Source organism: Shewanella sp. AC34-MNA-CIBAN-0136 (assembly GCF_040309945.1).
GTDB lineage: Bacteria > Pseudomonadota > Gammaproteobacteria > Enterobacterales > Shewanellaceae > Shewanella.
The window spans coordinates 17,759-40,437 of record NZ_JBEOPJ010000026.1 but is presented as its reverse complement, the minus strand read 5'-3'; the positions used below and the strand labels follow the sequence as shown (position 1 = coordinate 40,437).

37 protein-coding genes are annotated in these 22,679 nt (G+C 43.7%); 5 read left to right on the top strand and 32 right to left on the bottom strand.

Annotated elements, in window-relative coordinates:
* The first annotated feature begins 207 nt into the window (after nucleotides 1-207).
* The 5 genes from ccmA to ccmE are packed head-to-tail and all read left to right on the top strand — an operon-like array spanning nucleotide 208 to nucleotide 2,981.
* Nucleotides 208-858, top strand: a complete 651-nt coding sequence (gene ccmA / locus AAEY94_RS19405) for a cytochrome c biogenesis heme-transporting ATPase CcmA (protein WP_101084808.1) — start codon at nucleotides 208-210, stop codon at nucleotides 856-858.
* Nucleotides 859-867: 9 nt separating this feature from the next.
* The gene (gene ccmB / locus AAEY94_RS19400; protein ID WP_011635668.1) at nucleotides 868-1,554 is read left to right on the top strand and encodes a heme exporter protein CcmB; all 687 of its coding nucleotides are present in this window, start codon (nucleotides 868-870) and stop codon (nucleotides 1,552-1,554) included.
* Nucleotides 1,554-2,300, top strand: a complete 747-nt coding sequence (locus AAEY94_RS19395) for a heme ABC transporter permease (RefSeq protein WP_101084807.1) — start codon at nucleotides 1,554-1,556, stop codon at nucleotides 2,298-2,300. The genes ccmB and AAEY94_RS19395 overlap by 1 nt, the downstream gene beginning before the upstream one ends.
* Nucleotides 2,300-2,512, top strand: coding sequence for a heme exporter protein CcmD (gene ccmD / locus AAEY94_RS19390; protein ID WP_011635666.1), 213 nt, complete (start codon nucleotides 2,300-2,302; stop codon nucleotides 2,510-2,512). Before AAEY94_RS19395 ends, ccmD begins: the two co-directional genes overlap by 1 nt.
* On the top strand, nucleotides 2,496-2,981 hold the full coding sequence (gene ccmE, locus AAEY94_RS19385) for a cytochrome c maturation protein CcmE (RefSeq protein ID WP_101084806.1): 486 nt from the start codon (nucleotides 2,496-2,498) through the stop codon (nucleotides 2,979-2,981). The genes ccmD and ccmE overlap by 17 nt, the downstream gene beginning before the upstream one ends.
* A gap of 1,326 nt (nucleotides 2,982-4,307) precedes the next feature.
* Here the strand turns inward: ccmE and rplQ are convergent.
* From rplQ to rpsL, 32 genes are all read right to left on the bottom strand, one after another.
* Entirely contained in the window at nucleotides 4,308-4,703 is a 396-nt protein-coding gene (gene rplQ / locus AAEY94_RS19380; RefSeq protein ID WP_011635664.1) for a 50S ribosomal protein L17, read from the bottom strand.
* A gap of 40 nt (nucleotides 4,704-4,743) precedes the next feature.
* Nucleotides 4,744-5,727 (bottom strand): DNA-directed RNA polymerase subunit alpha, encoded by a 984-nt coding sequence (locus tag AAEY94_RS19375; RefSeq protein WP_350979692.1) that lies wholly within the window; start codon nucleotides 5,725-5,727, stop codon nucleotides 4,744-4,746.
* Between the two features lie 24 nt (nucleotides 5,728-5,751).
* On the bottom strand, nucleotides 5,752-6,372 hold the full coding sequence (rpsD, locus tag AAEY94_RS19370) for a 30S ribosomal protein S4 (RefSeq protein ID WP_011635662.1): 621 nt from the start codon (nucleotides 6,370-6,372) through the stop codon (nucleotides 5,752-5,754).
* A 32-nt stretch (nucleotides 6,373-6,404) separates the two neighbouring features.
* Nucleotides 6,405-6,797, bottom strand: coding sequence for a 30S ribosomal protein S11 (gene rpsK, locus AAEY94_RS19365; protein WP_011635661.1), 393 nt, complete (start codon nucleotides 6,795-6,797; stop codon nucleotides 6,405-6,407).
* 17 nt (nucleotides 6,798-6,814) lie between these two features.
* A complete protein-coding gene (gene rpsM / locus AAEY94_RS19360) occupies nucleotides 6,815-7,171 on the bottom strand; it encodes a 30S ribosomal protein S13 (RefSeq protein ID WP_011635660.1) in 357 nt (118 codons plus the stop codon).
* Nucleotides 7,172-7,288: 117 nt separating this feature from the next.
* Nucleotides 7,289-7,402, bottom strand: coding sequence for a 50S ribosomal protein L36 (gene rpmJ / locus AAEY94_RS19355; RefSeq protein WP_006083579.1), 114 nt, complete (start codon nucleotides 7,400-7,402; stop codon nucleotides 7,289-7,291).
* A 23-nt stretch (nucleotides 7,403-7,425) separates the two neighbouring features.
* Complete coding sequence (gene secY, locus AAEY94_RS19350; RefSeq protein WP_101084805.1) at nucleotides 7,426-8,766, bottom strand: preprotein translocase subunit SecY; 1,341 nt, start codon at nucleotides 8,764-8,766, stop codon at nucleotides 7,426-7,428.
* A gap of 7 nt (nucleotides 8,767-8,773) precedes the next feature.
* Nucleotides 8,774-9,208 carry a 50S ribosomal protein L15 gene (gene rplO, locus AAEY94_RS19345; RefSeq protein WP_011635657.1) on the bottom strand — a complete coding sequence of 145 codons (435 nt, stop codon included), beginning with the start codon at nucleotides 9,206-9,208 and terminating at the stop codon, nucleotides 8,774-8,776.
* On the bottom strand, nucleotides 9,208-9,396 hold the full coding sequence (rpmD, locus tag AAEY94_RS19340; RefSeq protein ID WP_011635656.1) for a 50S ribosomal protein L30: 189 nt from the start codon (nucleotides 9,394-9,396) through the stop codon (nucleotides 9,208-9,210). Before rpmD ends, rplO begins: the two co-directional genes overlap by 1 nt.
* Nucleotides 9,397-9,402: 6 nt before the next feature.
* A complete protein-coding gene (rpsE, locus tag AAEY94_RS19335) occupies nucleotides 9,403-9,906 on the bottom strand; it encodes a 30S ribosomal protein S5 (RefSeq protein WP_011494651.1) in 504 nt (167 codons plus the stop codon).
* Between the two features lie 12 nt (nucleotides 9,907-9,918).
* Nucleotides 9,919-10,269 (bottom strand): 50S ribosomal protein L18, encoded by a 351-nt coding sequence (rplR, locus tag AAEY94_RS19330; RefSeq protein WP_011635655.1) that lies wholly within the window; start codon nucleotides 10,267-10,269, stop codon nucleotides 9,919-9,921.
* 10 nt (nucleotides 10,270-10,279) lie between these two features.
* A complete protein-coding gene (rplF, locus tag AAEY94_RS19325) occupies nucleotides 10,280-10,813 on the bottom strand; it encodes a 50S ribosomal protein L6 (protein WP_011635654.1) in 534 nt (177 codons plus the stop codon).
* 10 nt (nucleotides 10,814-10,823) lie between these two features.
* A complete protein-coding gene (rpsH, locus tag AAEY94_RS19320; protein WP_124017686.1) occupies nucleotides 10,824-11,216 on the bottom strand; it encodes a 30S ribosomal protein S8 in 393 nt (130 codons plus the stop codon).
* 24 nt (nucleotides 11,217-11,240) lie between these two features.
* Nucleotides 11,241-11,546, bottom strand: a complete 306-nt coding sequence (gene rpsN / locus AAEY94_RS19315; protein WP_011635652.1) for a 30S ribosomal protein S14 — start codon at nucleotides 11,544-11,546, stop codon at nucleotides 11,241-11,243.
* 10 nt (nucleotides 11,547-11,556) lie between these two features.
* Entirely contained in the window at nucleotides 11,557-12,096 is a 540-nt protein-coding gene (rplE, locus tag AAEY94_RS19310; RefSeq protein ID WP_011635651.1) for a 50S ribosomal protein L5, read from the bottom strand.
* A gap of 13 nt (nucleotides 12,097-12,109) precedes the next feature.
* Nucleotides 12,110-12,424: a 50S ribosomal protein L24 gene (gene rplX, locus AAEY94_RS19305; RefSeq protein WP_101084804.1), complete on the bottom strand. Its 315-nt coding sequence runs from the start codon at nucleotides 12,422-12,424 to the stop codon at nucleotides 12,110-12,112.
* Between the two features lie 10 nt (nucleotides 12,425-12,434).
* Complete coding sequence (gene rplN, locus AAEY94_RS19300; protein ID WP_011635649.1) at nucleotides 12,435-12,803, bottom strand: 50S ribosomal protein L14; 369 nt, start codon at nucleotides 12,801-12,803, stop codon at nucleotides 12,435-12,437.
* A 176-nt stretch (nucleotides 12,804-12,979) separates the two neighbouring features.
* The gene (gene rpsQ / locus AAEY94_RS19295; protein ID WP_011635648.1) at nucleotides 12,980-13,228 is read right to left on the bottom strand and encodes a 30S ribosomal protein S17; all 249 of its coding nucleotides are present in this window, start codon (nucleotides 13,226-13,228) and stop codon (nucleotides 12,980-12,982) included.
* Nucleotides 13,228-13,419, bottom strand: coding sequence for a 50S ribosomal protein L29 (gene rpmC, locus AAEY94_RS19290; RefSeq protein ID WP_011635647.1), 192 nt, complete (start codon nucleotides 13,417-13,419; stop codon nucleotides 13,228-13,230). Before rpmC ends, rpsQ begins: the two co-directional genes overlap by 1 nt.
* Nucleotides 13,419-13,829 (bottom strand): 50S ribosomal protein L16, encoded by a 411-nt coding sequence (gene rplP / locus AAEY94_RS19285; RefSeq protein ID WP_011635646.1) that lies wholly within the window; start codon nucleotides 13,827-13,829, stop codon nucleotides 13,419-13,421. The genes rpmC and rplP overlap by 1 nt, the downstream gene beginning before the upstream one ends.
* A gap of 11 nt (nucleotides 13,830-13,840) precedes the next feature.
* Nucleotides 13,841-14,530, bottom strand: a complete 690-nt coding sequence (gene rpsC / locus AAEY94_RS19280) for a 30S ribosomal protein S3 (protein ID WP_011635645.1) — start codon at nucleotides 14,528-14,530, stop codon at nucleotides 13,841-13,843.
* Between the two features lie 12 nt (nucleotides 14,531-14,542).
* On the bottom strand, nucleotides 14,543-14,875 hold the full coding sequence (rplV, locus tag AAEY94_RS19275; RefSeq protein ID WP_011635644.1) for a 50S ribosomal protein L22: 333 nt from the start codon (nucleotides 14,873-14,875) through the stop codon (nucleotides 14,543-14,545).
* 15 nt (nucleotides 14,876-14,890) lie between these two features.
* Nucleotides 14,891-15,169 carry a 30S ribosomal protein S19 gene (rpsS, locus tag AAEY94_RS19270; RefSeq protein ID WP_006083596.1) on the bottom strand — a complete coding sequence of 93 codons (279 nt, stop codon included), beginning with the start codon at nucleotides 15,167-15,169 and terminating at the stop codon, nucleotides 14,891-14,893.
* A 14-nt stretch (nucleotides 15,170-15,183) separates the two neighbouring features.
* Entirely contained in the window at nucleotides 15,184-16,008 is an 825-nt protein-coding gene (rplB, locus tag AAEY94_RS19265; RefSeq protein ID WP_011635643.1) for a 50S ribosomal protein L2, read from the bottom strand.
* A gap of 16 nt (nucleotides 16,009-16,024) precedes the next feature.
* Complete coding sequence (gene rplW / locus AAEY94_RS19260) at nucleotides 16,025-16,327, bottom strand: 50S ribosomal protein L23 (protein WP_011635642.1); 303 nt, start codon at nucleotides 16,325-16,327, stop codon at nucleotides 16,025-16,027.
* Nucleotides 16,324-16,929 carry a 50S ribosomal protein L4 gene (gene rplD / locus AAEY94_RS19255; protein WP_011635641.1) on the bottom strand — a complete coding sequence of 202 codons (606 nt, stop codon included), beginning with the start codon at nucleotides 16,927-16,929 and terminating at the stop codon, nucleotides 16,324-16,326. The genes rplW and rplD overlap by 4 nt, the downstream gene beginning before the upstream one ends.
* 17 nt (nucleotides 16,930-16,946) lie before the next feature.
* A complete protein-coding gene (gene rplC, locus AAEY94_RS19250) occupies nucleotides 16,947-17,585 on the bottom strand; it encodes a 50S ribosomal protein L3 (protein ID WP_101033710.1) in 639 nt (212 codons plus the stop codon).
* A gap of 27 nt (nucleotides 17,586-17,612) precedes the next feature.
* The gene (rpsJ, locus tag AAEY94_RS19245; protein ID WP_011635639.1) at nucleotides 17,613-17,924 is read right to left on the bottom strand and encodes a 30S ribosomal protein S10; all 312 of its coding nucleotides are present in this window, start codon (nucleotides 17,922-17,924) and stop codon (nucleotides 17,613-17,615) included.
* Between the two features lie 353 nt (nucleotides 17,925-18,277).
* Nucleotides 18,278-19,462 (bottom strand): elongation factor Tu, encoded by a 1,185-nt coding sequence (tuf, locus tag AAEY94_RS19240; RefSeq protein WP_011635638.1) that lies wholly within the window; start codon nucleotides 19,460-19,462, stop codon nucleotides 18,278-18,280.
* A 69-nt stretch (nucleotides 19,463-19,531) separates the two neighbouring features.
* Nucleotides 19,532-21,628: an elongation factor G gene (gene fusA / locus AAEY94_RS19235; RefSeq protein ID WP_101084803.1), complete on the bottom strand. Its 2,097-nt coding sequence runs from the start codon at nucleotides 21,626-21,628 to the stop codon at nucleotides 19,532-19,534.
* A gap of 79 nt (nucleotides 21,629-21,707) precedes the next feature.
* Complete coding sequence (gene rpsG, locus AAEY94_RS19230; RefSeq protein WP_011635636.1) at nucleotides 21,708-22,178, bottom strand: 30S ribosomal protein S7; 471 nt, start codon at nucleotides 22,176-22,178, stop codon at nucleotides 21,708-21,710.
* An 82-nt stretch (nucleotides 22,179-22,260) separates the two neighbouring features.
* Nucleotides 22,261-22,635, bottom strand: a complete 375-nt coding sequence (rpsL, locus tag AAEY94_RS19225) for a 30S ribosomal protein S12 (protein ID WP_059746616.1) — start codon at nucleotides 22,633-22,635, stop codon at nucleotides 22,261-22,263.
* Nucleotides 22,636-22,679: the final 44 nt, after the last annotated feature.

Genomic DNA, 22,679 nt, shown 5'->3' with positions numbered 1-22,679 from the left:
GATAACAATCTCAGCTTAGCCTCTAAATCGAGACAATCTGTGTAGTTCAGGTAATATATTAGTAATCGATGAAAAAGTTCAAACTAAATTCATAATTTTGGAACCATATCAAATTGCTAGCACTTAATCAGTGACAAAGCTAAACCGATAAAAGTGTTTGTGTTAATATCTTTTCGAATTCATCCTCAAGTAAAATAAGAGGGATAAGTGACCATATCAAACCAATCACAAGTGCTATTAAGTGCCAACGAATTAACCTGTATTAGGGAAGAGCGCATTCTATTTGATGGACTGAGTTTTAATATCAATGCAGGGGATATTGTCCAGGTTGAAGGTCCTAATGGTGCCGGTAAAACCAGTCTTTTACGTATTATTGCTGGTTTGTCACGTCCCTATGCCGGTGAAGTTGAATATAATGGTGAAAACATCAATCGCTGTAGAGACGAATTTAATCACGACTTACTCTATCTCGGGCATTTAGCGGGTGTGAAAAGCGAGCTAACAGCAGAAGAAAATCTTAACTTCAATTTAAGAATTAGTGGCTATGATAATTTCGATACCACTGAAATTTTGGCGAAAGTCAATTTAACCGGTTTTGAAGAAGCACTAGCAGGTCATTTATCTGCGGGACAACATCGACGTACTGCATTAGCAAGATTACAACACAGTAATTGTAAAATATGGATCCTCGACGAACCTTTTACCGCAATTGATAAAAAAGGTGTAGAAGAATTAGAACAACTTTTTATTCAACATGCTGAATCGGGTGGATGTGTAATATTAACCACACATCAGGATATGAGCATTATTAGTGATGCCATACTACGTAAAATCACTCTCGACTATCGCTTTGTATAAGGTATTTGAATGAAACGAGGAATCAGTTACACCACAGCATTCATGACGCTTTTGCAACGTGATTTAAGAATTGCCATTAGACATCGAGGTGATATTTTTAACCCGCTGTTATTCTTTATTTTAGTGGTCACTCTTTTTCCTTTAGGAATTGGACCAGAACCTCAAGTGTTGACTAGAGTAGCACCTGGTATTATCTGGGTAGCAGCCTTACTTGCATCTATGCTGTCATTAGAACGTTTATTTAAAGCAGATTACAACGATGGCAGCTTAGAACAAATGCTACTGAGCCCACAACCGTTAGCATTAATGGTTCTGGCCAAAGTTCTAGCACATTGGATACTTACTGGTGTGCCATTAATTCTAGTCGCACCATTACTCGCTGTACTGTTGCATTTAGAAGACAATAGTTACGGTGCATTGATGTCGACTTTAGCATTAGGTACACCGATATTGTCGTTACTTGGTGCGATAGGTGTTGCACTGACTGTAGGACTTCGAAAAGGAGGAGTCCTGCTAAGTTTACTTATTCTACCTTTATATATACCTGTACTTATTTTTGCCACTAGTGCGATTGATGCTGCAGGACTGAATATGGCTTATGATGGTCAACTTGCGATTCTTGCCGCAATGTTGGTCGGTTCTTTAATCTTGGCACCTTTCGCAATTGGCGCCTCTTTACGTGTGAGCACAAACTAATGTGGAAATGGTTACATTCTTACGCAGACCCTGAACGGGCATATAAACTGTCAGGCACTTTGTTGCCTTGGTTTAGTATTCTAGCAATATTACTCGTTGGAACAGGCAGTATTTGGGGTTTATTATTTGCCCCGACAGATTACCAACAAGGTGACAGTTACCGAATCATCTTTATCCATGTACCTGCTGCATCGATGTCAATGGCTGCATATATGGGTATGGCAGTGGCTTCATTTATTGGCTTAGTTTGGCAAATAAAATCGGCAGACTGGGCCGCGGCAGCTATCGCACCTATTGGTGCAGTCATTACCTTTATTGCCTTACTAACAGGTGCTGCATGGGGTAAACCTATGTGGGGAACTTGGTGGGTATGGGATGCACGCTTAACCTCTGAACTGGTATTACTGTTTCTCTACCTTGGGGTTATATCACTGTATGCATCATTTGAAGATAAAGTCCTCGCGGCTAGAGCTTCTGGAATTCTGGCGATTGTCGGCGTAATTAATATACCCATTATTAAATATTCCGTTGATTGGTGGAGTAGTTTACATCAGCCATCAACCATTAGAATCACAGAAAAATCGACGATGTCGACCGATATGTTATACCCACTGTTAATTAATATTTTCGGGTTTGGGATGATGATTGGAGCGATAACCTTGATCCGCTATAGAACAGAGATCCTTGCTCGCAATGGCATGCGCCCTTGGGTGAGAGACTTAGCAACAGCAGAGGAGGCAAAATAATGCAATTTGATTCATTTAAAGATTTTCTTGATATGGGCGGTTACGCATTTTATGTTTGGCTATCCTATGGTGTAACGTTCGGCTGTCTAGCCACATTAATAACCCTGAGTATCAGACAAAAACGTAAAGTCCTGATCGAAATTGCTAAAAAGATAACGCGTGAACAACGCCTGAAAGAAACAAGAGGTAATAACCGTGAATCCAAGACGTAAAAAGAGATTAACCCTTGCCGTTGCATTGATTGCGGGCGTTGCTGCTGTTGCATCATTACTATTGTACGCACTAAATTCAAATTTGAATTTATTCTATACACCGTATGAAATTACCCACGGTAAAAACGATACGGGTGTAAAGCCAGAGCTTGGACAACGTATCCGAATCGGTGGCATGGTAACAATGGGATCGATGAAACGCGATCCAGACAGCTTACACGTTGAATTTGCTGTACATGATTCAGCGGGTGGGACTGTATCCGTTACATACGACGATTTATTACCAGACTTATTTAGAGAAGGTCAAGGTATCGTTGCCCAGGGTGTACTGGTTGAGTCAGGAAAACTAGAGGCCACTGAAGTACTCGCTAAGCATGATGAAAATTACATGCCACCTGAAGTTGCTGAAGCTATGGGTCAAACGCATGAAAAACCGACCTATAATCAAAAAGCTCTTGAAGAAAAATAAAGTCTATTTGTAATAAAAAGCCTCTTCGGAGGCTTTTTTTATGAATGAAATTTCAATTGTTATCGACAAATAGTTGCTATTATTTTAGCTACTCATTACGGAGAGGATAGTTTGAACATAGGTTTGTAACCTATTGTCAGTTTTACATTAAGATTTTCAGCAAGGATAAGAAACAATGGTGTGACGGTGCAAAAACCATTATATCCATTTAAGGTAAAATACTGCTTAACTGAAAATGTTGTGTCTCTATTAAAAGTCTGCTTATTTTCCGCGTACTGAACAATGCCAGTCACAGTAAGTCATACCTATAATGAAAGCCTATCGAATTATGAACAACTCTGGTTTCAATAAAACCCTTCTATTTATTGTGATTCCAGTTTTGATTCAATGATTTTGAACCACAGCACAACGGCTTTAACCTATAGACTAATCCATATTTTCTATTTTTGGCATCAGCTCAATAATGCTAAATAACCTCAATTCAGGTTAATAAGTGAGATAGGTAAGGCAAAATGACAATATTCGGCCTATTTCATATCAAACTTGTCATTTTTTTTAACTAAGCGCAGCGGTGCGTCATTACTAGCCTATTGCAAGTAATGCAATACAGTTGGCAATACAAAAGAGAATTTGATGACCATTTATGATTCCAAGCTGAGGCCAAATAGATAATAGTTAGTTATGGTAAGACCTATGTAGCATGTCTACACGCCACGGTTAACAATAATGGCATCATATAACCTAGTCATTGAGTATAACTTCAAAGTACGTTAATCAAGTCGAATACGCAGCCTTAACGTGATGTTAAGTAACAGATCCAGTATTGCATTCCCGCCGTCAGCCATATTCCTACATCAGTAAAATATTACACATACAGTAAGTGGTTTCGACCAACTCTGTTGAAGGTTCGTTTGCAGCTCAAAACCTGTGAACATTGGCTTAAACGGAATAGCCATTGTTGCAAACATAAGAACAACTTTAGCGTCTTGTACTTGGTATTATCGACTTAAGCTTAGACATGGTTAACGTTGCTAATATGTCCTTAATACAAACACAATAATACGATTTTACTAAACAGAGTTGTACGACACATATCGGATCAGAGAATCAAGAAAATGAGTATTGGGTTCATCTCGTTGACCGAGCTGAGAGCGATTGTGAAAATAATCAGATAGAAGATTACGCATAAATAGTAGACATTTACCAAGTTGTACAATAAATGGATATGGATTGCAGCTAAAAAGATATGATGTTTGAAACAAAGTCGAAGTTAAAAAAAGATAAAAAAAAACCGAGCCTAGGCTCGGTTTTTCGGTGAGTAATTAATTACTCAGCAGCTTCAACTTCAACAGCTTCAGCAGCTTCAGGACGACCTACTAACTCGATGTAAGCCATTGGGGCTTTATCACCGGTACGTAGACCGCACTTAAGAATACGAGTGTAACCACCAGGACGTTCCTGGAAGCGTGGACCCAATTCAGTAAATAACTTACCTACAACTTCAGCGTCGCGGGTACGAGCGAAAGCTAAACGGCGATTTGCAACGCTGTCAACTTTAGCAAGTGTTATTAGAGGTTCAACAACGCGACGCAGTTCTTTCGCTTTAGCTACAGTTGTCTTGATAATCTCATGACGAACTATTGAACAAGCCATGTTACGGAACATAGCTTGGCGATGACTGCTGTTGCGGTTTAGTTGACGACCACTCTTACGATGGCGCATGACCTAATCCTTATAACCTAAATCTGTACTAACCTGAGACTTATAGGTCGTCAGCTAAACTAGCCGGAGGCCAGTTTTCTAGACGCATACCTAACGACAGTCCGCGAGACGCTAAAACATCCTTAATTTCAGTAAGAGATTTCTTACCTAAGTTAGGGGTCTTAAGCAACTCAACTTCAGTGCGTTGTACCAGATCTCCGATGTAATGAATCGCTTCGGCTTTTAAACAGTTAGCCGAACGTACAGTTAGCTCTAAATCGTCGACAGGACGCAGCAAAATCGGATCAAACTCCGGTTTCTCTTCTACAACAGCCTGCTCAGTAACATCACGTAGTTCAACAAACGCATCTAGCTGTTCAGCTAAAATTGTTGCAGAACGACGAATTGCTTCCTCAGGATCGATAGTACCGTTTGTGGTCATATCTATCACAAGTTTGTCTAAGTCAGTACGCTGTTCAACACGAGCGGCTTCAACATTATAAGCAATGCGAGCAACAGGTGAAAAAGAAGCATCAACCAGCAAACGACCGATTGGGCGATCATCGTCTTCAGTCTGTGCACGAGCCGAAGCTGGCACATAACCACGCTCAACGCGGATACGCATGCTGATATCATTGTTACCAGTCAAGTGACAGATAACATGATCAGGATTCACGATGGTAACATCACCATCATGTGTGATATCTGCTGCTGTAACAGGGCCTGTGCCGGACTTGCTTAATGTAAGCAAAGCCTCGTCTTTACCCTCGATGGTCACTGCTAATCCCTTAAGATTAAGCAATATCTCAAGGATATCTTCTTGTACGCCTTCCTTACTGCTGTATTCATGCAGTACGCCGTCAATTTCGACTTCAGTAACTGCACAGCCAGGCATAGACGACAATAGGATGCGACGCAACGCGTTACCTAAGGTATGGCCAAAACCACGTTCTAGTGGCTCTAGTGTAACTTTGGCGCGAGTTGAATTAACCTGCTCAATATCAACGAGACGCGGTTTAAGAAATTCTGTAACAGAACCCTGCATTGTGTCCTCTCTTGTTTGTTAGCTTTACTTAGAGTAAAGCTCGACGATCAGCTGTTCGTTAATATCCGCAGACAAATCGCTACGTTCTGGAACGCGCTTGAAAGCACCTTCCATTTTCGCATTGTCGACTTCTACCCATGTAGGCTTTTCGCGTTGACCAGCCACTTCTAAAGCCGCTTTAATACGAGCTTGAGTACGTGACTTTTCACGGATGCTTACAACATCATTCGCAGACACTTTGAATGACGGAATGTTAACAACACGACCGTTAACCATAACAGATTTATGGCTTACTAGCTGACGTGATTCTGCACGAGTAGAACCGAAACCCATACGATAAACGACGTTATCTAGGCGGACTTCTAAAAGTTGCAAAAGGTTTTCACCAGTATTGCCTTTTAGACGTGCAGCTTCTTTGTAGTAGTTACGGAATTGCTTTTCTAGCACACCATAAATACGACGAACTTTTTGTTTCTCGCGTAACTGAATACCATACTCAGACAAACGTGGCTTACGTGCGCCATGTTGTCCAGGTGCAGTTTCTAGCTTACACTTCGAATCGATTGCTCTCACACCGCTTTTTAGGAAAAGGTCTGTACCTTCTCTGCGGCTGAGCTTGAGCTTGGGACCCAAGTATCTTGCCATGATCTTTCTCCAACTATCCTATATACGCAGTGTTATACACGACGCTTTTTAGGTGGACGACAGCCATTATGAGGGATAGGCGTCACATCGGTAATGTTGGTAATTTTATAACCAACAGCGTTCAGCGCACGAATGGCTGATTCACGACCTGGACCAGGACCCTTCACGAAAACTTCAAGGTTTTTAACACCGTAGTCTTGAGCAGCAATACCTGCACGCTCAGCAGCAACCTGCGCAGCGAATGGTGTTGATTTACGTGAACCACGGAAACCAGAACCACCTGAGGTAGCCCATGACAACGCATTACCTTGACGATCCGTAATGGTGACAATTGTGTTGTTGAAAGACGCATGGATATGAGCCATGCCATCTGCAACCTGTTTACGTACGCGCTTACGCGGAGAACGTGACGGAACTTTAGCCATTTTGGTTTACCTTCCCGTTACTTTCTTATTGGCTTACGTGGACCTTTACGCGTACGCGCATTGGTCTTAGTACGTTGCCCACGAAGGGGCAGGCTACGACGATGGCGGAGACCACGATAACAACCAAGATCCATAAGACGCTTGATGTTCATTGAAATCTCACGACGCAAGTCACCTTCTACAGTGTATTTGGCGACTTCTTCGCGTAGGATATCTATTTGAGCTTCGCTCAATTCCTTGATCTTAGCATCTTCAGCAATTGAAGTAGATGCGCAGATTGCTCTAGCGCGTGTACGTCCAATACCAAAAATAGCAGTCAACGCAATGACTGTATGCTTTTGATCAGGAATGTTAATGCCAGCGATACGGGCCACTATGCACTCCTTAAAGTTAAAGGCCATCTGCGAAAAGCCCGAAAGGATACTCGACAGACGACAGATTTGCAAACAATATTTTGGTCAGCCCATTATTGAGCTGACCAAACTTCTTTCTTAGCCTTGACGCTGTTTGTGTTTTGGTTCAACACATATAACGCGTACAACACCACTACGCTTGACGATCTTGCAATTACGGCAGATCTTCTTCACGGAAGCTCGAACTTTCATTTCATCACTCCGTAAAAGCAATCTTATTTTCCAAAGCGGTCTAAATTGGCTTTGTTAACAAGATTAGCTTTCTTCATCACAGACTCATATTGATGGGACATCATATGGGTCTGAACCTGAGCCATGAAGTCCATGATTACGACTACTATAATTAGTAGCGAAGTACCGCCAAAATAGAACTGTACTTTCCACGCAATTAACATGAACTCCGGAATTAAGCAGATAAAGGTAATATACAACGCACCCGCTAAGGTTAAACGTGTCATTACTTTATCAATGTAACGCGAAGTCTGTTCTCCGGGACGGATCCCAGGAATGAATGCACCACTCTTTTTCAAGTTATCTGCTGTTTCACGAGGGTTAAAAACCAACGCAGTATAGAAGAAACAGAAAAAGATGATTGCTGTCGCATACAATAATGAATACAGCGGTTGTCCTGGTGACACAGCTAAAGCGAAATCGCTTAACCATGACATAGACTCATTTTGTCCAAACCACTGAGCCAGTGTACCTGGAAACAAAATAATGCTGGAAGCAAAGATTGGTGGAATCACACCTGCCATATTTATTTTTAATGGTAAATGTGTGCTTTGCGCTGCAAAGACCTTACGGCCTTGTTGACGTTTAGCGTAGTTAACGACGATACGACGTTGACCACGTTCCACAAATACCACTAAATAAGTTACAGCAAATACAATCACTGCGAGCAACAGTAGTACTAATACATTCATGTCACCTTGACGCGCCTGCTCAGCCGTTGAGCCGATGGCCGATGGTAGACCAGCAACAATACCTGCGAAAATTAAAATCGAGATACCATTACCAATACCACGTTCGGTAATTTGCTCACCTAGCCACATAAGGAACATTGTTCCTGTTACTAAGCTCACAACTGCAACAAAGTAGAAACCAAATCCAGGATTGGCCACAAGACCAGGCATCAGATTTGGTAAACCCGTTGCAATACCGACAGATTGCAGCGTACCCAACACGAGTGTGCCATATCTAGTATATTGACTGATTTTCTTACGTCCTGATTCGCCTTCCTTTTTCAATTCAGCGAGTGCAGGATGCACAACAGTCAATAACTGCATAATGATAGATGCCGAAATATACGGCATAATACCCAATGCGAAGATAGAAGCACGCTCTAAGGCACCACCCGAGAACATGTTAAACATGCCAAGGATGGTATCTTTTTGCTGAGCAAATAGCTCTGCCAATACAGCTGCGTCAATACCAGGAATTGGCACGAACGAACCGGCTCTAAAGACGATAATCGCACCAATCACGAACAGAAGACGAGTTTTCAGTTCAGATAAACCGCCTTTCGCGCTTTTTAAATCAAGTCCTGGTTTTGCCATCGACGTATTATTCCTCGATCTTGCCACCGGCAGCTTCAATAGCTGCACGAGCACCTTTGGTTACCTTGAGACCTTTTACAGTCACTGGGCGGTCAATGGTACCTGAAAGAACGATTTTCGCAAACTGGATGTTGCGAGTAATAACGTTCGCATCTTTCAGTGCATTCAAATCGACAACATCACCGTTAACTTTTGCTAGTTCGAGTAAACGAACTTCAGCTGTTACCAAAGCGCGACGCGAAGTAAAGCCAAACTTAGGTAAACGAATCTTAAGTGGCATTTGACCACCTTCGAAACCGACGCGAACACCGCCGCCTGAACGAGACTTCTGACCTTTATGGCCACGTCCCGCTGTTTTACCTAAACCTGAACCGATACCACGGCCTACACGCTTAGGAGCAGATTTAGAACCTGCTGCTGGAGATAGAGTATTTAGACGCATTATCCTAATTCCTCCACCGAAACCATGTAGTACACCTTGTTAATCATACCGCGAACTGAAGGTGTATCTTCAACTTCAACAGTGTGATTAATGCGGCGTAGGCCTAAACCGGTTAAGGTTGCACGGTGTTTTGGTAAACGACCAATGCTGCTTTTAGTCTGTGTGACTTTTAAAGTTTTAGTAGCCATGGTGCATTACCCCCGAATCTCATCAACATTCAGGCCACGTTTTGCTGCGATTTGAGCTGGTGACTTCATGTGCACCAACGCATCGACAGTTGCGCGAACGATGTTGATCGGGTTAGTAGAACCGTATGCTTTTGACAGAACGTTATGAACGCCTGCTACTTCCAATACGGCACGCATTGCGCCACCGGCAATAATACCGGTACCCTGTGATGCTGGTTGCATATAAACTTTTGAACCAGTATGGCGACCTTTAACTGGGTGATGCAAAGTACCTGCATTCAACTCCACTGTTACCATATTACGACGGGCTTTTTCCATTGCTTTTTGAATAGCAGCTGGAACTTCACGCGCTTTACCATAGCCATAGCCAATCTTACCGTTACCGTCACCCACTACTGTTAGTGCTGTGAAGCTAAAGATACGACCGCCCTTAACTACTTTAGAAACACGATTAACTGCAATCAATTTCTCTTGCAGATCGTCTTTTTGCTGAGCTTCTAATTTAGCCATTTTTATAACCCCTTAGAACTTCAGGCCAGCTTCACGAGCGGCATCTGCTAGTGCAGCTACACGACCATGATACTTGAAACCAGAACGGTCGAACGCAACTGTTGCTACGCCCTTCTCGATCGCACGCTCAGCAACAATTTTACCTACTGCTTTAGCCGCATCAACGTTACCGGTACTCTTTAGTAGCTCTTTAACCGCTTTTTCAACGGTTGAAGCAACTGCCAACACCTGAGCTTCAGGATTGATCACCTGAGCATAAATGTGACGCGGTGTACGATGTACAACCAGACGATTCACGCCCAGCTCTTGGATCTTCTTACGTGCACGTAACGCGCGACGTAAGCGAGATGTTTTCTTATCCATATCGCGTTACCTACTTCTTCTTAGCCTCTTTACGGCGTACTATTTCGTCATCATAACGAACACCTTTGCCTTTATAAGGCTCTGGTGGACGATATCCGCGAATTTCAGCAGCAACCTGACCAACAACTTGTTTATCAACGCCCGAAAGCACGATTTCAGTTTGGCTAGGACACTCTGCAGTAACGCCTGCGGGCAGTTTGTGTACTAATGGATGTGAGAAACCTAATGTTAAATCTAAGTCACTACCAGCAATCTTTGCACGGTAACCTACACCAACTAATTTAAGTTTTTTCACAAAACCTTGAGATACACCAACAACCATGTTGTTTACTAGTGCACGTGCAGTACCAGCCTGAGCCCAAGCGTTAGAAACGCCATCGACAGGAAGAAACTTTACTTGTGCATCTTCGATAACAACATTTACCGCATTGTTGATTACTCGAGTCAGACTTCCTTTACTGCCTTTAACAGTTAAGGTCTGTTCGTTTAAAGTCACCTCTACGCCAGCAGGAACAGTGACTGGTGCTTTTGCAACACGAGACATTTCTAGCTCCTTACGCTACGTAGCAGATAACCTCGCCACCCGTGCCATTTTGGCGGGCGGCGCGATCAGTCATCAAGCCTTTAGAAGTGGACACAATTGCGATACCCAGACCGCCCATCACCTTTGGTAACTCGTCTTTACCTTTGTAAATACGAAGACCAGGGCGACTTACACGCTGGATAGTCTCAACGACTGGTTTGCCTTGAAAGTACTTTAACGTAATTTCTAATTCAGGCTTAGCTTCATCTGCTACGGCGTATTCAGTAATGAAACCTTCATCTTTAAGTAATTTCGCAATTGCTACTTTTAACTTAGCTGAAGGCATCTTAACAGATACGTGGTTAGCAGCTTGGCCGTTACGAATACGGGTTAACATATCCGCAATAGGATCTTGCATGCTCATATTAGCTTACTCCGTGACAAGTGCTTACCAGCTGGCCTTACGCAGACCAGGAACTTCACCACGCATGGTTGCTTCACGTAATTTAATACGGCTTAAGCCGAATTTACGTAGAAAACCATGTGGGCGACCAGTTTGATTACAGCGGTTGCGTTGACGCGCAGCGCTAGAATCACGTGGTAGAGCTTGTAACTTAAGTACGGCATCCCAGCGATCTTCTTCAGAAGTTGCAGGGCTGCTGATTATAGCCTTAAGTGCTAAACGCTTTTCAGCATATTTAGCTACGAGCTGCGCACGTTTTGCTTCACGTGCTTTCATAGATGTTTTTGCCATTATGCTACCCTTATTTCTTGAATGGGAAGTTAAAAGCGTCTAACAAAGCACGACCTTCTTCATCATTCTTCGCAGTAGTAGTGATAACAATATCCATACCACGAATTTTATCGATTTTATCATAATCGATTTCTGGGAAGATGATCTGCTCACGCACGCCCATTGCGTAATTACCACGGCCGTCAAACGCTTTAGCGCTTAAGCCTCGGAAATCACGAATACGTGGTATTGCAATGTCAACTAAACGCTCTAAAAATTCCCACATACGCTCACCGCGTAGGGTAACTTTACAGCCAATAGGGTAGCCTTCACGGATTTTAAAACCAGCAACTGATTTACGAGCAACAGTTACAATTGGCTTCTGGCCAGCGATTGCAGTCATGTCACGGAGCGCATGCTCCATAACTTTCTTATCTGCAACAGCTTCGCCCACACCCATGTTTAGGGTGATTTTTTCAATCCGAGGGACTTGCATGACACTGCTGTAGCCGAACTTTTTAGCTAGTTCAGCAACTACAGTCTCTTGATATTTATCATGCAGTTTCGCCATCGTTTACTCCAAATTACTTAACGAGTTCGCTGTTCGATTTAAAGAAACGGACTTTTTTGCCGTCTTCAAATCGGAAACCAACACGATCTGCCTTGCCTGTGGCTTGGTTAAAGATCGCAACGTTTGATGCTTGCATCGGTGCTTCTTTCTCGATAACGCCGCCAGTCACACCCAATTGAGGGTTAGGTTTCTGGTGCTTTTTAACAAGATTAAAGCCTTCAACAATTAACTTACCAGTAGGTAGAACTTGAGAAACCTTACCGCGGCTACCCTTGTCTTTACCTGCTAATATAATTACTTCGTCTTCACGACGGATTTTAGCTGCCATTTGAAGCTCCTTACAGTACTTCTGGTGCCAGCGAGACAATTTTCATGAATTTATCATTACGCAATTCACGTGTCACTGGGCCAAAGATACGAGTACCAATCGGTGCAAGGTTTGCGTTAAGCAATACCGCTGCATTCCGATCGAAGCGAATGACAGAACCGTCTGGACGACGTACGCCTTTCTTAGTACGGACTACCACCGCGTTATATACATCACCTTTCTTCGCTTTAGCGCGAGGAATCGCTTCTTTAACAGAAACTTTGATAATGTCGCCGATACCGGCATAACGACGATGAGAGCCACCCAAGACCTTAATACACTGAACTCTGCGTGCGCCGCTGTTACATGCGACGTCTAGAGTCGATTGCATTTGGATCATTTCAAGTGCTCCGCTATCGTTACTACACAATCCCACTATGGGAGTATATTTGAACCAAATTCAAGTAATAATTTACTCAAAATTGGCGCGCAAGTATAACACACATTTTTGGAATGCATAGCAAAAAAAACAAACGGCCCCAAATACTGGGGCCGTTTACGTTAACCTAATCGAGATTAGGCTTTTGTTACTACTTCAGCTAGTGTCCAAGACTTAGTCTTAGATAGAGGACGACACTGGCTAATAGCCACGAAATCCCCTTCATTACACTGATTAGTTTCGTCATGTGCATGGATCTTAGTTGTACGCTTAATGTACTTCCCATAAATAGGATGTTTCACTTGGCGCTCAATAGCAACAGTAATAGACTTATCCATTTTGTTGCTAATTACTTTACCTTGCAAAGTACGGGCTTTATCAGACATTACACACCTGCCTTAGAAGTAATAATGGTCTTAACACGTGCAATGTTACGACGCACTAGTTTCAACTGATTCGTTTGAGTCAACTGACCAGTAGCGTGTTGCATACGCAGGTTAAACTGCTCACGCAGCAGACCAAGTAATTCAGCGTTAAGTTCTTCAACGCTCTTTTCTCTTAGTTCGCTCGCTTTCATTACATCACCGTCTTAGTTACGAAGGTAGTCTTCAGAGGAAGTTTGGCAGAAGCCAAAGCGAAGGCTTCACGAGCCAACGACTCAGGAACACCATCCATCTCGTAAAGAACCTTACCAGGTTGAATCTGACATACCCAGTATTCAACGTTACCTTTACCTTTACCCATACGCACTTCAAGAGGCTTAGAGGTAATTGGCTTGTCAGGGAAAACTCGAATCCAAATTTGTCCTTGACGTTTAACATGACGTGTCATGGCACGACGTGCAGATTCAATTTGACGTGCAGTTAAACGGCCACGGCCGACTGCTTTCAAACCGAAAGTACCAAAGCTAACTTCAGTACCGTTCGCTAGACCACGGTTGCGGCCCTTGAACATCTTGCGAAACTTCATACGTTTAGGTTGCAGCATAAAAGTTTCTCCTATTTACCACGAGGCTTACGCTTAGGTTGCTGCTTAGGCTCTTCAATAGCAGGTACTAAACCGTCTAGAACTTCGCCTTTGAAGATCCAAACTTTAATACCAATCACACCGTATTGAGTGTGACTTTCTGCGGTTGAATAGTCGATATCAGCACGCAAAGTATGCAAAGGTACACGACCTTCACGATACCATTCTGCACGCGCAATTTCAGCGCCGCCTAAACGGCCGCTCACTTGAACTTTGATACCTTGAGCACCAATGCGCATTGCGTTTTGTACAGCGCGCTTCATAGCACGACGGAACATAACACGACGCTCTAACTGCTGAGCAATAGAGTCAGCAACGAGCTTAGCGTCTAATTCAGGCTTACGGATCTCAGCGATGTTGATTTGAGCAGTAGTACCAGTGATTTTAGACACATAGGCACGTAATACTTCAACGTCTTCACCTTTCTTACCAATCACAATACCTGGACGGGCAGTGTGAATAGTAACGCGGATGCTTTTCGCTGGGCGTTCAATAACAATCTTAGATACTGATGCGGCCTTTAACTTTTCAGTTAAATATTGACGCACTTCCCAGTCGCTGTTCAGATTATTTGCATAGTCTGACTTATCTGCGTACCAGGTAGAGATCCAAGGCTTAGTGATACCCAGACGGATACCATTAGGATGTACTTTCTGTCCCATTGCTCTCTTCTCCTAGCGATCTGCTACAACCACAGTGATGTGACTGGTACGCTTCATGATACGATCAGCGCGGCCTTTAGCACGTGGCATGATACGCTTCATTGTTGGGCCTTCATCTACGAAGACGGCTCCAACTTTAAGCTCATCAATGTCAGCACCTTCGTTGTGTTCGGCGTTTGCGATAGCTGAGTCAAGTACTTTTTTTACTAGTACGGCGGCTTTCTTGGGGCTGAATGTCAAAATCTCGAGTGCCTTAGAAACAGGCAATCCGCGAATTTGATCAGCAACTAGACGGGCCTTCTGCGCAGACGTACGAGCAAAACGATGTTTAGCTAAAACTTCCATCTTATTCCTCCCGTATTAACGCTTCTTCGCTTTCTTATCTGCAGCATGGCCGCGATAAGTGCGAGTTGGTGAAAATTCACCAAGCTTGTGGCCGATCATTTCGTCAGTTACGAACACAGGTACGTGCTGACGACCATTATGGACAGCGATGGTCAACCCAATCATATTAGGGATGATCATTGAGCGACGAGACCAAGTCTTAATTGGCTTTTTGTCTCCCGCTTCCATCGCTTTCTCTACCTTCTTCAGCAAGTGCAGGTCAATGAAGGGACCTTTCTTGAGAGAACGTGGCATGGCGAATCCTCTTACTATTTATTACGACGACGTACGATGTACTTATCAGTGCGCTTGTTGCTACGAGTTTTATAACCCTTAGTCGGCACACCCCATGGACTCACTGGATGACGTCCACCAGAAGTACGGCCTTCACCACCACCATGTGGATGGTCTACTGGGTTCATTGCAACACCTCGAACTGTAGGGCGTACGCCTCTCCAGCGCTTAGCACCTGCTTTGCCTAACTGGCGTAGCATGTGCTCGGCATTACCAACTTCACCAAATGTCGCGCGGCAATCTACTGGAACTTTACGCATTTCGCCAGAGCGAAGACGTAGAGTTGCATAAGCACCATCACGAGCAACAACTTGTACATAAGCACCAGCTGAACGTGCGATTTGAGCGCCTTTACCAGGCTTCATTTCGACAGCGTGTACAACACTACCTACTGGAATGTTGCGTAACGGTCTAGCGTTACCAGTCTTGATTTCTGCATCCAAGCCAGATTGGATTGGGTCGCCAGCTTTCATGCCTTTTGCAGCAAGAATATAACGACGCTCACCATCTGCATACAGTACTAGCGCGATGTGCGCTGTACGGTTTGGATCGTATTCAAGACGTTCAACTTTCGCAGGGATACCATCTTTGTTGCGTTTGAAGTCAACAATACGATAGTGCTGCTTATGTCCACCACCTACGTGGCGTACAGTGATACGGCCAGTATTATTACGGCCACCACTTTTAGTTTTTTTCGCCAACAGGCCAGCAAAAGGTTTACCCTTATGCAGGTCCGTATTCACCACTTTAACTACGTGGCGACGACCTGGAGAGGTTGGCTTACACTTAATAACTGCCATGATAATTCTCCTTTGCTTATTCAGCGCCGCCGACGAAATCGATTTCAGCACCAGCAGCTAAAGTAACATAAGCTTTTTTCCAATCGATACGACGACCTACACGGCCACCGGTACGCTTGGTTTTGCCTTTATTAACTAAAGTGCGAACAGAATCAACTTCAACTTCAAATAGCTTCGCTACTGCAGCTTTAATCTCTGCTTTAGTTGCATCGATGGCTACGCGGAAAACTACAGTGTTGTTTTTCTCAGCAAGCACAGTACTCTTTTCAGAGATATGTGGACCAAGAATAACTTTTAGCAAACGTTCTTCGCGGATCATGCTAGCATCTCCTCGATTTGCTTCACTGCATCAGCAGTAACAAGAACAGTGTTGAACGCAATTAGACTAACTGGGTCAAGACCCGCTACGTCACGCACGTCAACTTTGTATAAGTTGCGAGCTGCTAAGAATAAATTCTCATCAACTTCAGCTGTAACAATTAGAACATCTTCTAAGTTCATTGCTTTTAATTTAGCTTTCAGCTCTTTAGTTTTAGGAGCTTCAACACCAAACGATTCAACAACAACTAGACGCTCTTGACGTACCAATTCAGAGAATATGCTCTTTAGAGCACCACGGTACATCTTCTTGTTAACTTTTTGGCTGTGATCTTGTGTTTTAGCAGCGAATGTTACGCCACCGCCACGCCAGATTGGGCCTTTAACACTACCGGCACGAGCGCGGCCTGTGCCTTTCTGGCGCCAAGGCTTTTTGCCTGAGCCAGTTACTTCCGCACGAGTCTTTTGAGCACGAGTGCCCTGACGCGCGTTTGCAGCATATGCTACAACTACCTGATGAACCAATGCCTCGTTAAAGTCACGGCCGAAGGTAGTTTCGGAAACTTCAAGAGCGCTCTGGGCGTCTTTCAATACCAATTCCATTACTATCTCCTCAGACCTTAAGCTTTAACTGCTGGCTTGATAATCAAGTCACCATTGGTAGCGCCTGGAACTGCGCCGCGTACTAACAACAAGTTACGCTCTGCATCAACACGTACTACGTGTAGATTTTGAGTTGTTACTTGCTCAGCACCCATATGGCCTGACATTTTCTTGCCTTTGAATACACGACCAGGCGTTTGGTTCTGACCGATAGAACCATTCGAACGGTGTGCCAAAGAGTTACCATGTGTCATATCTTGAGTACGGAAGTTCCAACGCTTAACGCCGCCTTGGAAACCTTTACCCTTTGATTGACCAGTAACATCTACTTTCACTGTCTCAGCGAAAATATCAACATTAATTTCAGCACCAACTTCAATGCCTTCGCCTTCACCATCTGCTAAACGCATTTCCCACAAACCACGACCAGCTTCTACGCCGCCCTTGGCAAAGTGACCTGCTTCTGCTTTAGTGATGCGATTGGCTTTTTTGGTACCAGTAGTCACTTGAAGTGCACGATAACCGTCTGTTTCTAAAGTTTTCACTTGAGTAACGCGGTTGCCTGCAATCTCGATTACTGTTACAGGGATTGACGTACCATCTTCAGTGAAGATGCGAGTCATACCCACTTTACGACCAATAAGACCGATAGCCATCTCTCAAACCTCTTCTAAGGATCTCAATTAACCTAAGCTAATCTGAACGTCGACACCAGCCGCAAGATCTAAACGCATTAATGCGTCTACAGTCTTTTCTGTTGGCTCTACGATGTCAACTAAACGCTTGTGGGTACGAATTTCGTACTGATCACGAGCATCTTTATTAACGTGCGGAGAGATCAAAACGGTATAACGCTCTTTGCGAGTAGGTAGTGGAATTGGACCACGAACCTGCGCGCCTGTACGCTTAGCAGTTTCAACGATTTCCGCTGTAGACTGATCAATTAAACGATGATCAAAGCCTTTCAAGCGGATACGGATTCTTTGGTTCTGCATTGACCAGAGCTCCTAAAATGGACATATAAAAAATCACCCTCTAGCTTCTTCCTAATGGAAAAGCAGAGCGAGATGATTTAACCGTTCGACTCCCAATCGGAGTCGCTGTGAAAATGAGTAACCTACTTGGTTAAACATTATAATTTACGCTGCACTAGTCAGCGAGTGGGCAATTATACAGATCTTCTTTCTAAGATCAAGCCCATTGTGTAAATAGTCTTCTAAAAGTCTTCTTACAATCAACTGCCGCGCATTTTACACATTTTATGTGTTAATGCTACTAATGATTGCTACTTTTTGGAAATAAAAAAGGAAGCCTAAGCTTCCTTTTTCAGTGTTCACTAAACTCGCTATTACGCGATAATTTTAGCTACAACACCTGCACCAACTGTACGGCCACCTTCACGGATAGCGAAACGTAAACCGTCGTCCATCGCGATTGGGTAAATCAGAGTAACGACCATCTTGATGTTATCACCAGGCATAACCATTTCTACGCCTTCTGGTAACTCAATTGTGCCTGTTACGTCTGTTGTACGGAAGAAGAACTGTGGACGGTAGCCTTTGAAGAATGGAGTATGACGTCCGCCTTCTTCTTTTGACAACACGTAAACTTCTGATTCGAAAGTTGTGTGTGGGTTAATTGAACCAGGCTTAGCTAGTACTTGACCACGTTCTACGTCATCACGCTTAGTACCACGTAATAACACACCACAGTTTTCGCCAGCACGACCTTCGTCAAGTAGCTTGCGGAACATTTCTACACCAGTACACGTTGTTTTAGTTGTTGGACGAACACCAACAATTTCAACTTCGTCTGATACGCGAACGATACCACGTTCAACACGACCTGTTACCACTGTACCACGACCTGAAATCGAGAATACATCTTCGATTGGTAGTAGGAATGGCTTATCGATGTCACGAGCTGGTTCTGGAATATAAGTATCTAGTGCTTCTGCAAGCTCAAGAATTTTTGCTTCCCACTCTGGCTGGCCTTCTAGTGCCTTAAGAGCTGAACCTTGAATTACTGGTAAATCATCACCTGGGAAGTCGTATTCTGAAAGAAGCTCACGCACTTCCATTTCTACTAATTCTAGTAATTCTTCGTCATCTACCATGTCACATTTGTTCATGAATACGATGATGAAAGGTACGCCTACTTGACGTGAAAGCAAGATGTGCTCACGTGTCTGTGGCATTGGGCCGTCTGTAGCAGCAACTACTAAGATTGCGCCGTCCATCTGTGCAGCACCGGTAATCATGTTTTTAACATAATCCGCGTGACCTGGACAATCTACGTGTGCGTAGTGACGAATTGGTGTGTCATATTCGATGTGAGAAGTATTAATTGTAATACCGCGCTCACGCTCTTCTGGAGCGTTATCGATTTGAGCGAAGTTTTTAACTTCACCACCATAAGTTTTAGACAAAACGGCAGAGATTGCTGCTGTTAAAGTTGTTTTACCATGGTCAACGTGACCAATGGTGCCCACGTTTACGTGAGGCTTAATACGTTCAAATTTAGCTTTTGCCACGATATATTCCTTTCTTTTCAGAAGTGCTCGATTAATTCGAGCAATATAACATTGATGCCGTAACCAATATTAGTTACGAGATTCTATAATCGCTTTTGCAATGTTTTGCGGTGCATCTGCGTACTTCAAAAACTCCATAGAGTATGAGGCACGACCCTGAGATGCAGAGCGCAAATCAGTCGCATAACCAAACATTTCAGATAGAGGCACTACTGCATGGACAAGTTTAACACCTGCGATGCCATCGTCCATACCTTCAATTATGCCACGACGGCGGTTTAAATCACCCACAACATCGCCCATATAATCTTCAGGTGTAGTTACTTCTACTTTCATACAAGGTTCGAGCAACACAGGGGTCGCTTCTAGCGCACCCTTTTTGAAGCCCATAGAACCTGCAATTTTGAACGCCATTTCGTTCGAGTCCACATCATGATATGAACCATCAAACAAACTGACTCTCACATCAAGTACAGGATAGCCGGCTAATACGCCATTCTTCATCTGTTCTTGAATACCTTTGTCAACGGCAGGAATGAATTCACGAGGAACTACACCACCTACAATCTCGTTAACAAATTCGTAGCCCGCACCCTCTTCGAGTGGTTCAATTCTTAACCAAACATGACCAAATTGGCCACGTCCGCCAGATTGACGTACGAATTTACCTTCCACTTCTACTTTAGAACGAATTGTTTCACGGTAAGCAACCTGAGGTTTACCTACGTTACACTCTACACCAAATTCGCGACGCATACGGTCAACGATAATGTCTAGATGCAATTCGCCCATACCAGATATTAGTGTTTGTGCCGACTCTTCATCAGTCTCAACTTTGAATGATGGATCTTCTGCTGCTAATTTTTGCAGCGCAATTCCCATTTTATCTTGGTCTGCTTTTGAACGTGGCTCAACGGCTATGGTAATTACGGGTTCAGGGAAATCCATGCGCTCAAGAATCACTCTGTGATTATTATCGCAAAGAGTATCACCGGTTGTTACATCTTTAAGACCGATAGCAGCTGCAATATCGCCAGCACGTACTTCTTTCAGTTCTGTTCGGTCATTTGCGTGCATTTGCACAATTCGACCTACTCGTTCACGTTTCTGTTTAACAGAATTATAAACACCAGCACCTGATTCAAGTACACCTGAATACACGCGGATAAAGGTCAGTGTACCAACAAATGGATCAGTCGCAATTTTAAATGCTAAAGCCGCAAAAGGGGCATTGTCATCTGGTGGGCGTTTTACTTCATTTTCGCTTTCATCGATACCTGTAATTGCAGGAACATCAATAGGCGCGGGTAAGAAGTCAACTACCGCATCGAGTACCGCTTGCACACCTTTGTTCTTAAATGCAGAACCGCAAGTGGCTAACACGATCTCATTGTTAATTGTGCGCTGACGCAACGCTGTTTTGATCTCGACTTCTGACAACTCACCTTCTTCAAGGTATTTGTTCATCAGTTCATCTGAGGCTTCAGCTGCTGCTTCCACGAGATACTCATGCATTTCTGCAGCTTTTGCCGCTAGATTTGCAGGAATGTCTTCATAAGTGAAGGTCATACCCTGATCTGTTTCAGACCAGTTAATGGCTTTCATCTTAATTAAATCAATAACACCCTTGAAGTTTTCTTCTGTACCAATGTTCAATTGAATCGGCACACAAGTCGCGCCAAGGCGGTTACGAATTTGATTTATTACACGGTCAAAATCTGCACCTGCACGGTCCATCTTATTAACAAACACCAAACGCGGAACGTGGTATTTGTCAGCTTGACGCCATACTGTTTCAGATTGTGGTTCAACGCCTGACGAGCCGCAAAAAACTACTACAGCGCCATCGAGTACGCGTAATGAACGCTCGACTTCAATAGTGAAGTCTACGTGACCTGGGGTATCGATGATATTAATTCGGTGTTCAGCGAATTGAGCCTCCATTCCGCGCCAAAATGTGGTTACAGCAGCTGAGGTGATAGTAATACCACGCTCTTGCTCTTGTACCATCCAATCTGTCGTGGCGGCGCCGTCATGCACCTCACCGATTTTATGAGACATACCGGTATAGAACAGAACACGTTCTGTTGTGGTAGTTTTACCTGCATCCACATGAGCTACAATACCGATATTACGATAACGCTCAATTGGGGTTGTACGAGCCACTATTTATACCCTCTCAACTAAAGCTTTTGGCTTTAGCAATATCAACAATATGGAGCGGACCGAAGTCCGCTCCATCATATTACCAACGGTAATGGGCAAAGGCTTTGTTAGCTTCAGCCATGCGATGCACGTCTTCACGCTTCTTAACCGCAGTACCTTTGTTTTCAGACGCATCTAGCATTTCACCTGCTAGACGTAGAGCCATAGATTTTTCACCACGCTTGCGAGCAGCTTCAACTAACCAGCGCATCGCTAGTGCGTTACGACGCACTGGACGAACTTCACATGGTACTTGATAAGTAGAACCACCAACACGACGAGATTTAACTTCGACTGATGGGCGAACGTTATCAAGGGCTGCTTCAAGGATACTTAAATGATTTTCGCTTTTCTTTTCAGCGACAACATCTAGTGCCTTGTAGATAATTTTTTCTGCAGTCGACTTTTTGCCGTCCTGCATAATGACGTTGATGAACTTAGCCAACAACTCACTGTGAAACTTTGGATCTGGTAGGATTTTACGTTGTCCTACAACGCGACGTCTTGGCATATTAATTCTCCGTATGCTTCAGGTATTTCCAAAACTGGAATGTCAAATAAATACTAGCTTGGCCTTACTTAAACGGGATACGTTAAGACTTAGGACGCTTAGCACCGTACTTAGAACGGCCTTGGCGACGTGAAGTCACGCCAGCACAGTCTAATGCGCCACGAACAGTGTGGTAACGCACACCAGGTAAGTCTTTAACACGACCACCACGGATTAGGATTACACTGTGCTCTTGCAAGTTATGGCCTTCACCACCGATATACGAAGTTACTTCGAAACCGTTAGTTAGACGCACACGAGCTACTTTACGTAGTGCAGAGTTAGGTTTTTTAGGTGTTGTAGTGTACACACGAGTACAAACACCACGTTTTTGTGGACACGCATTCAACGCAGGCACATTAGTCTTTTCGACTTTTGGCGAGCGTGGCTTACGTACCAACTGGTTAACAGTTGCCATGTATAGCTCCGAAAGTTGATTTAAGCTCAACAATTAGGTGTGAA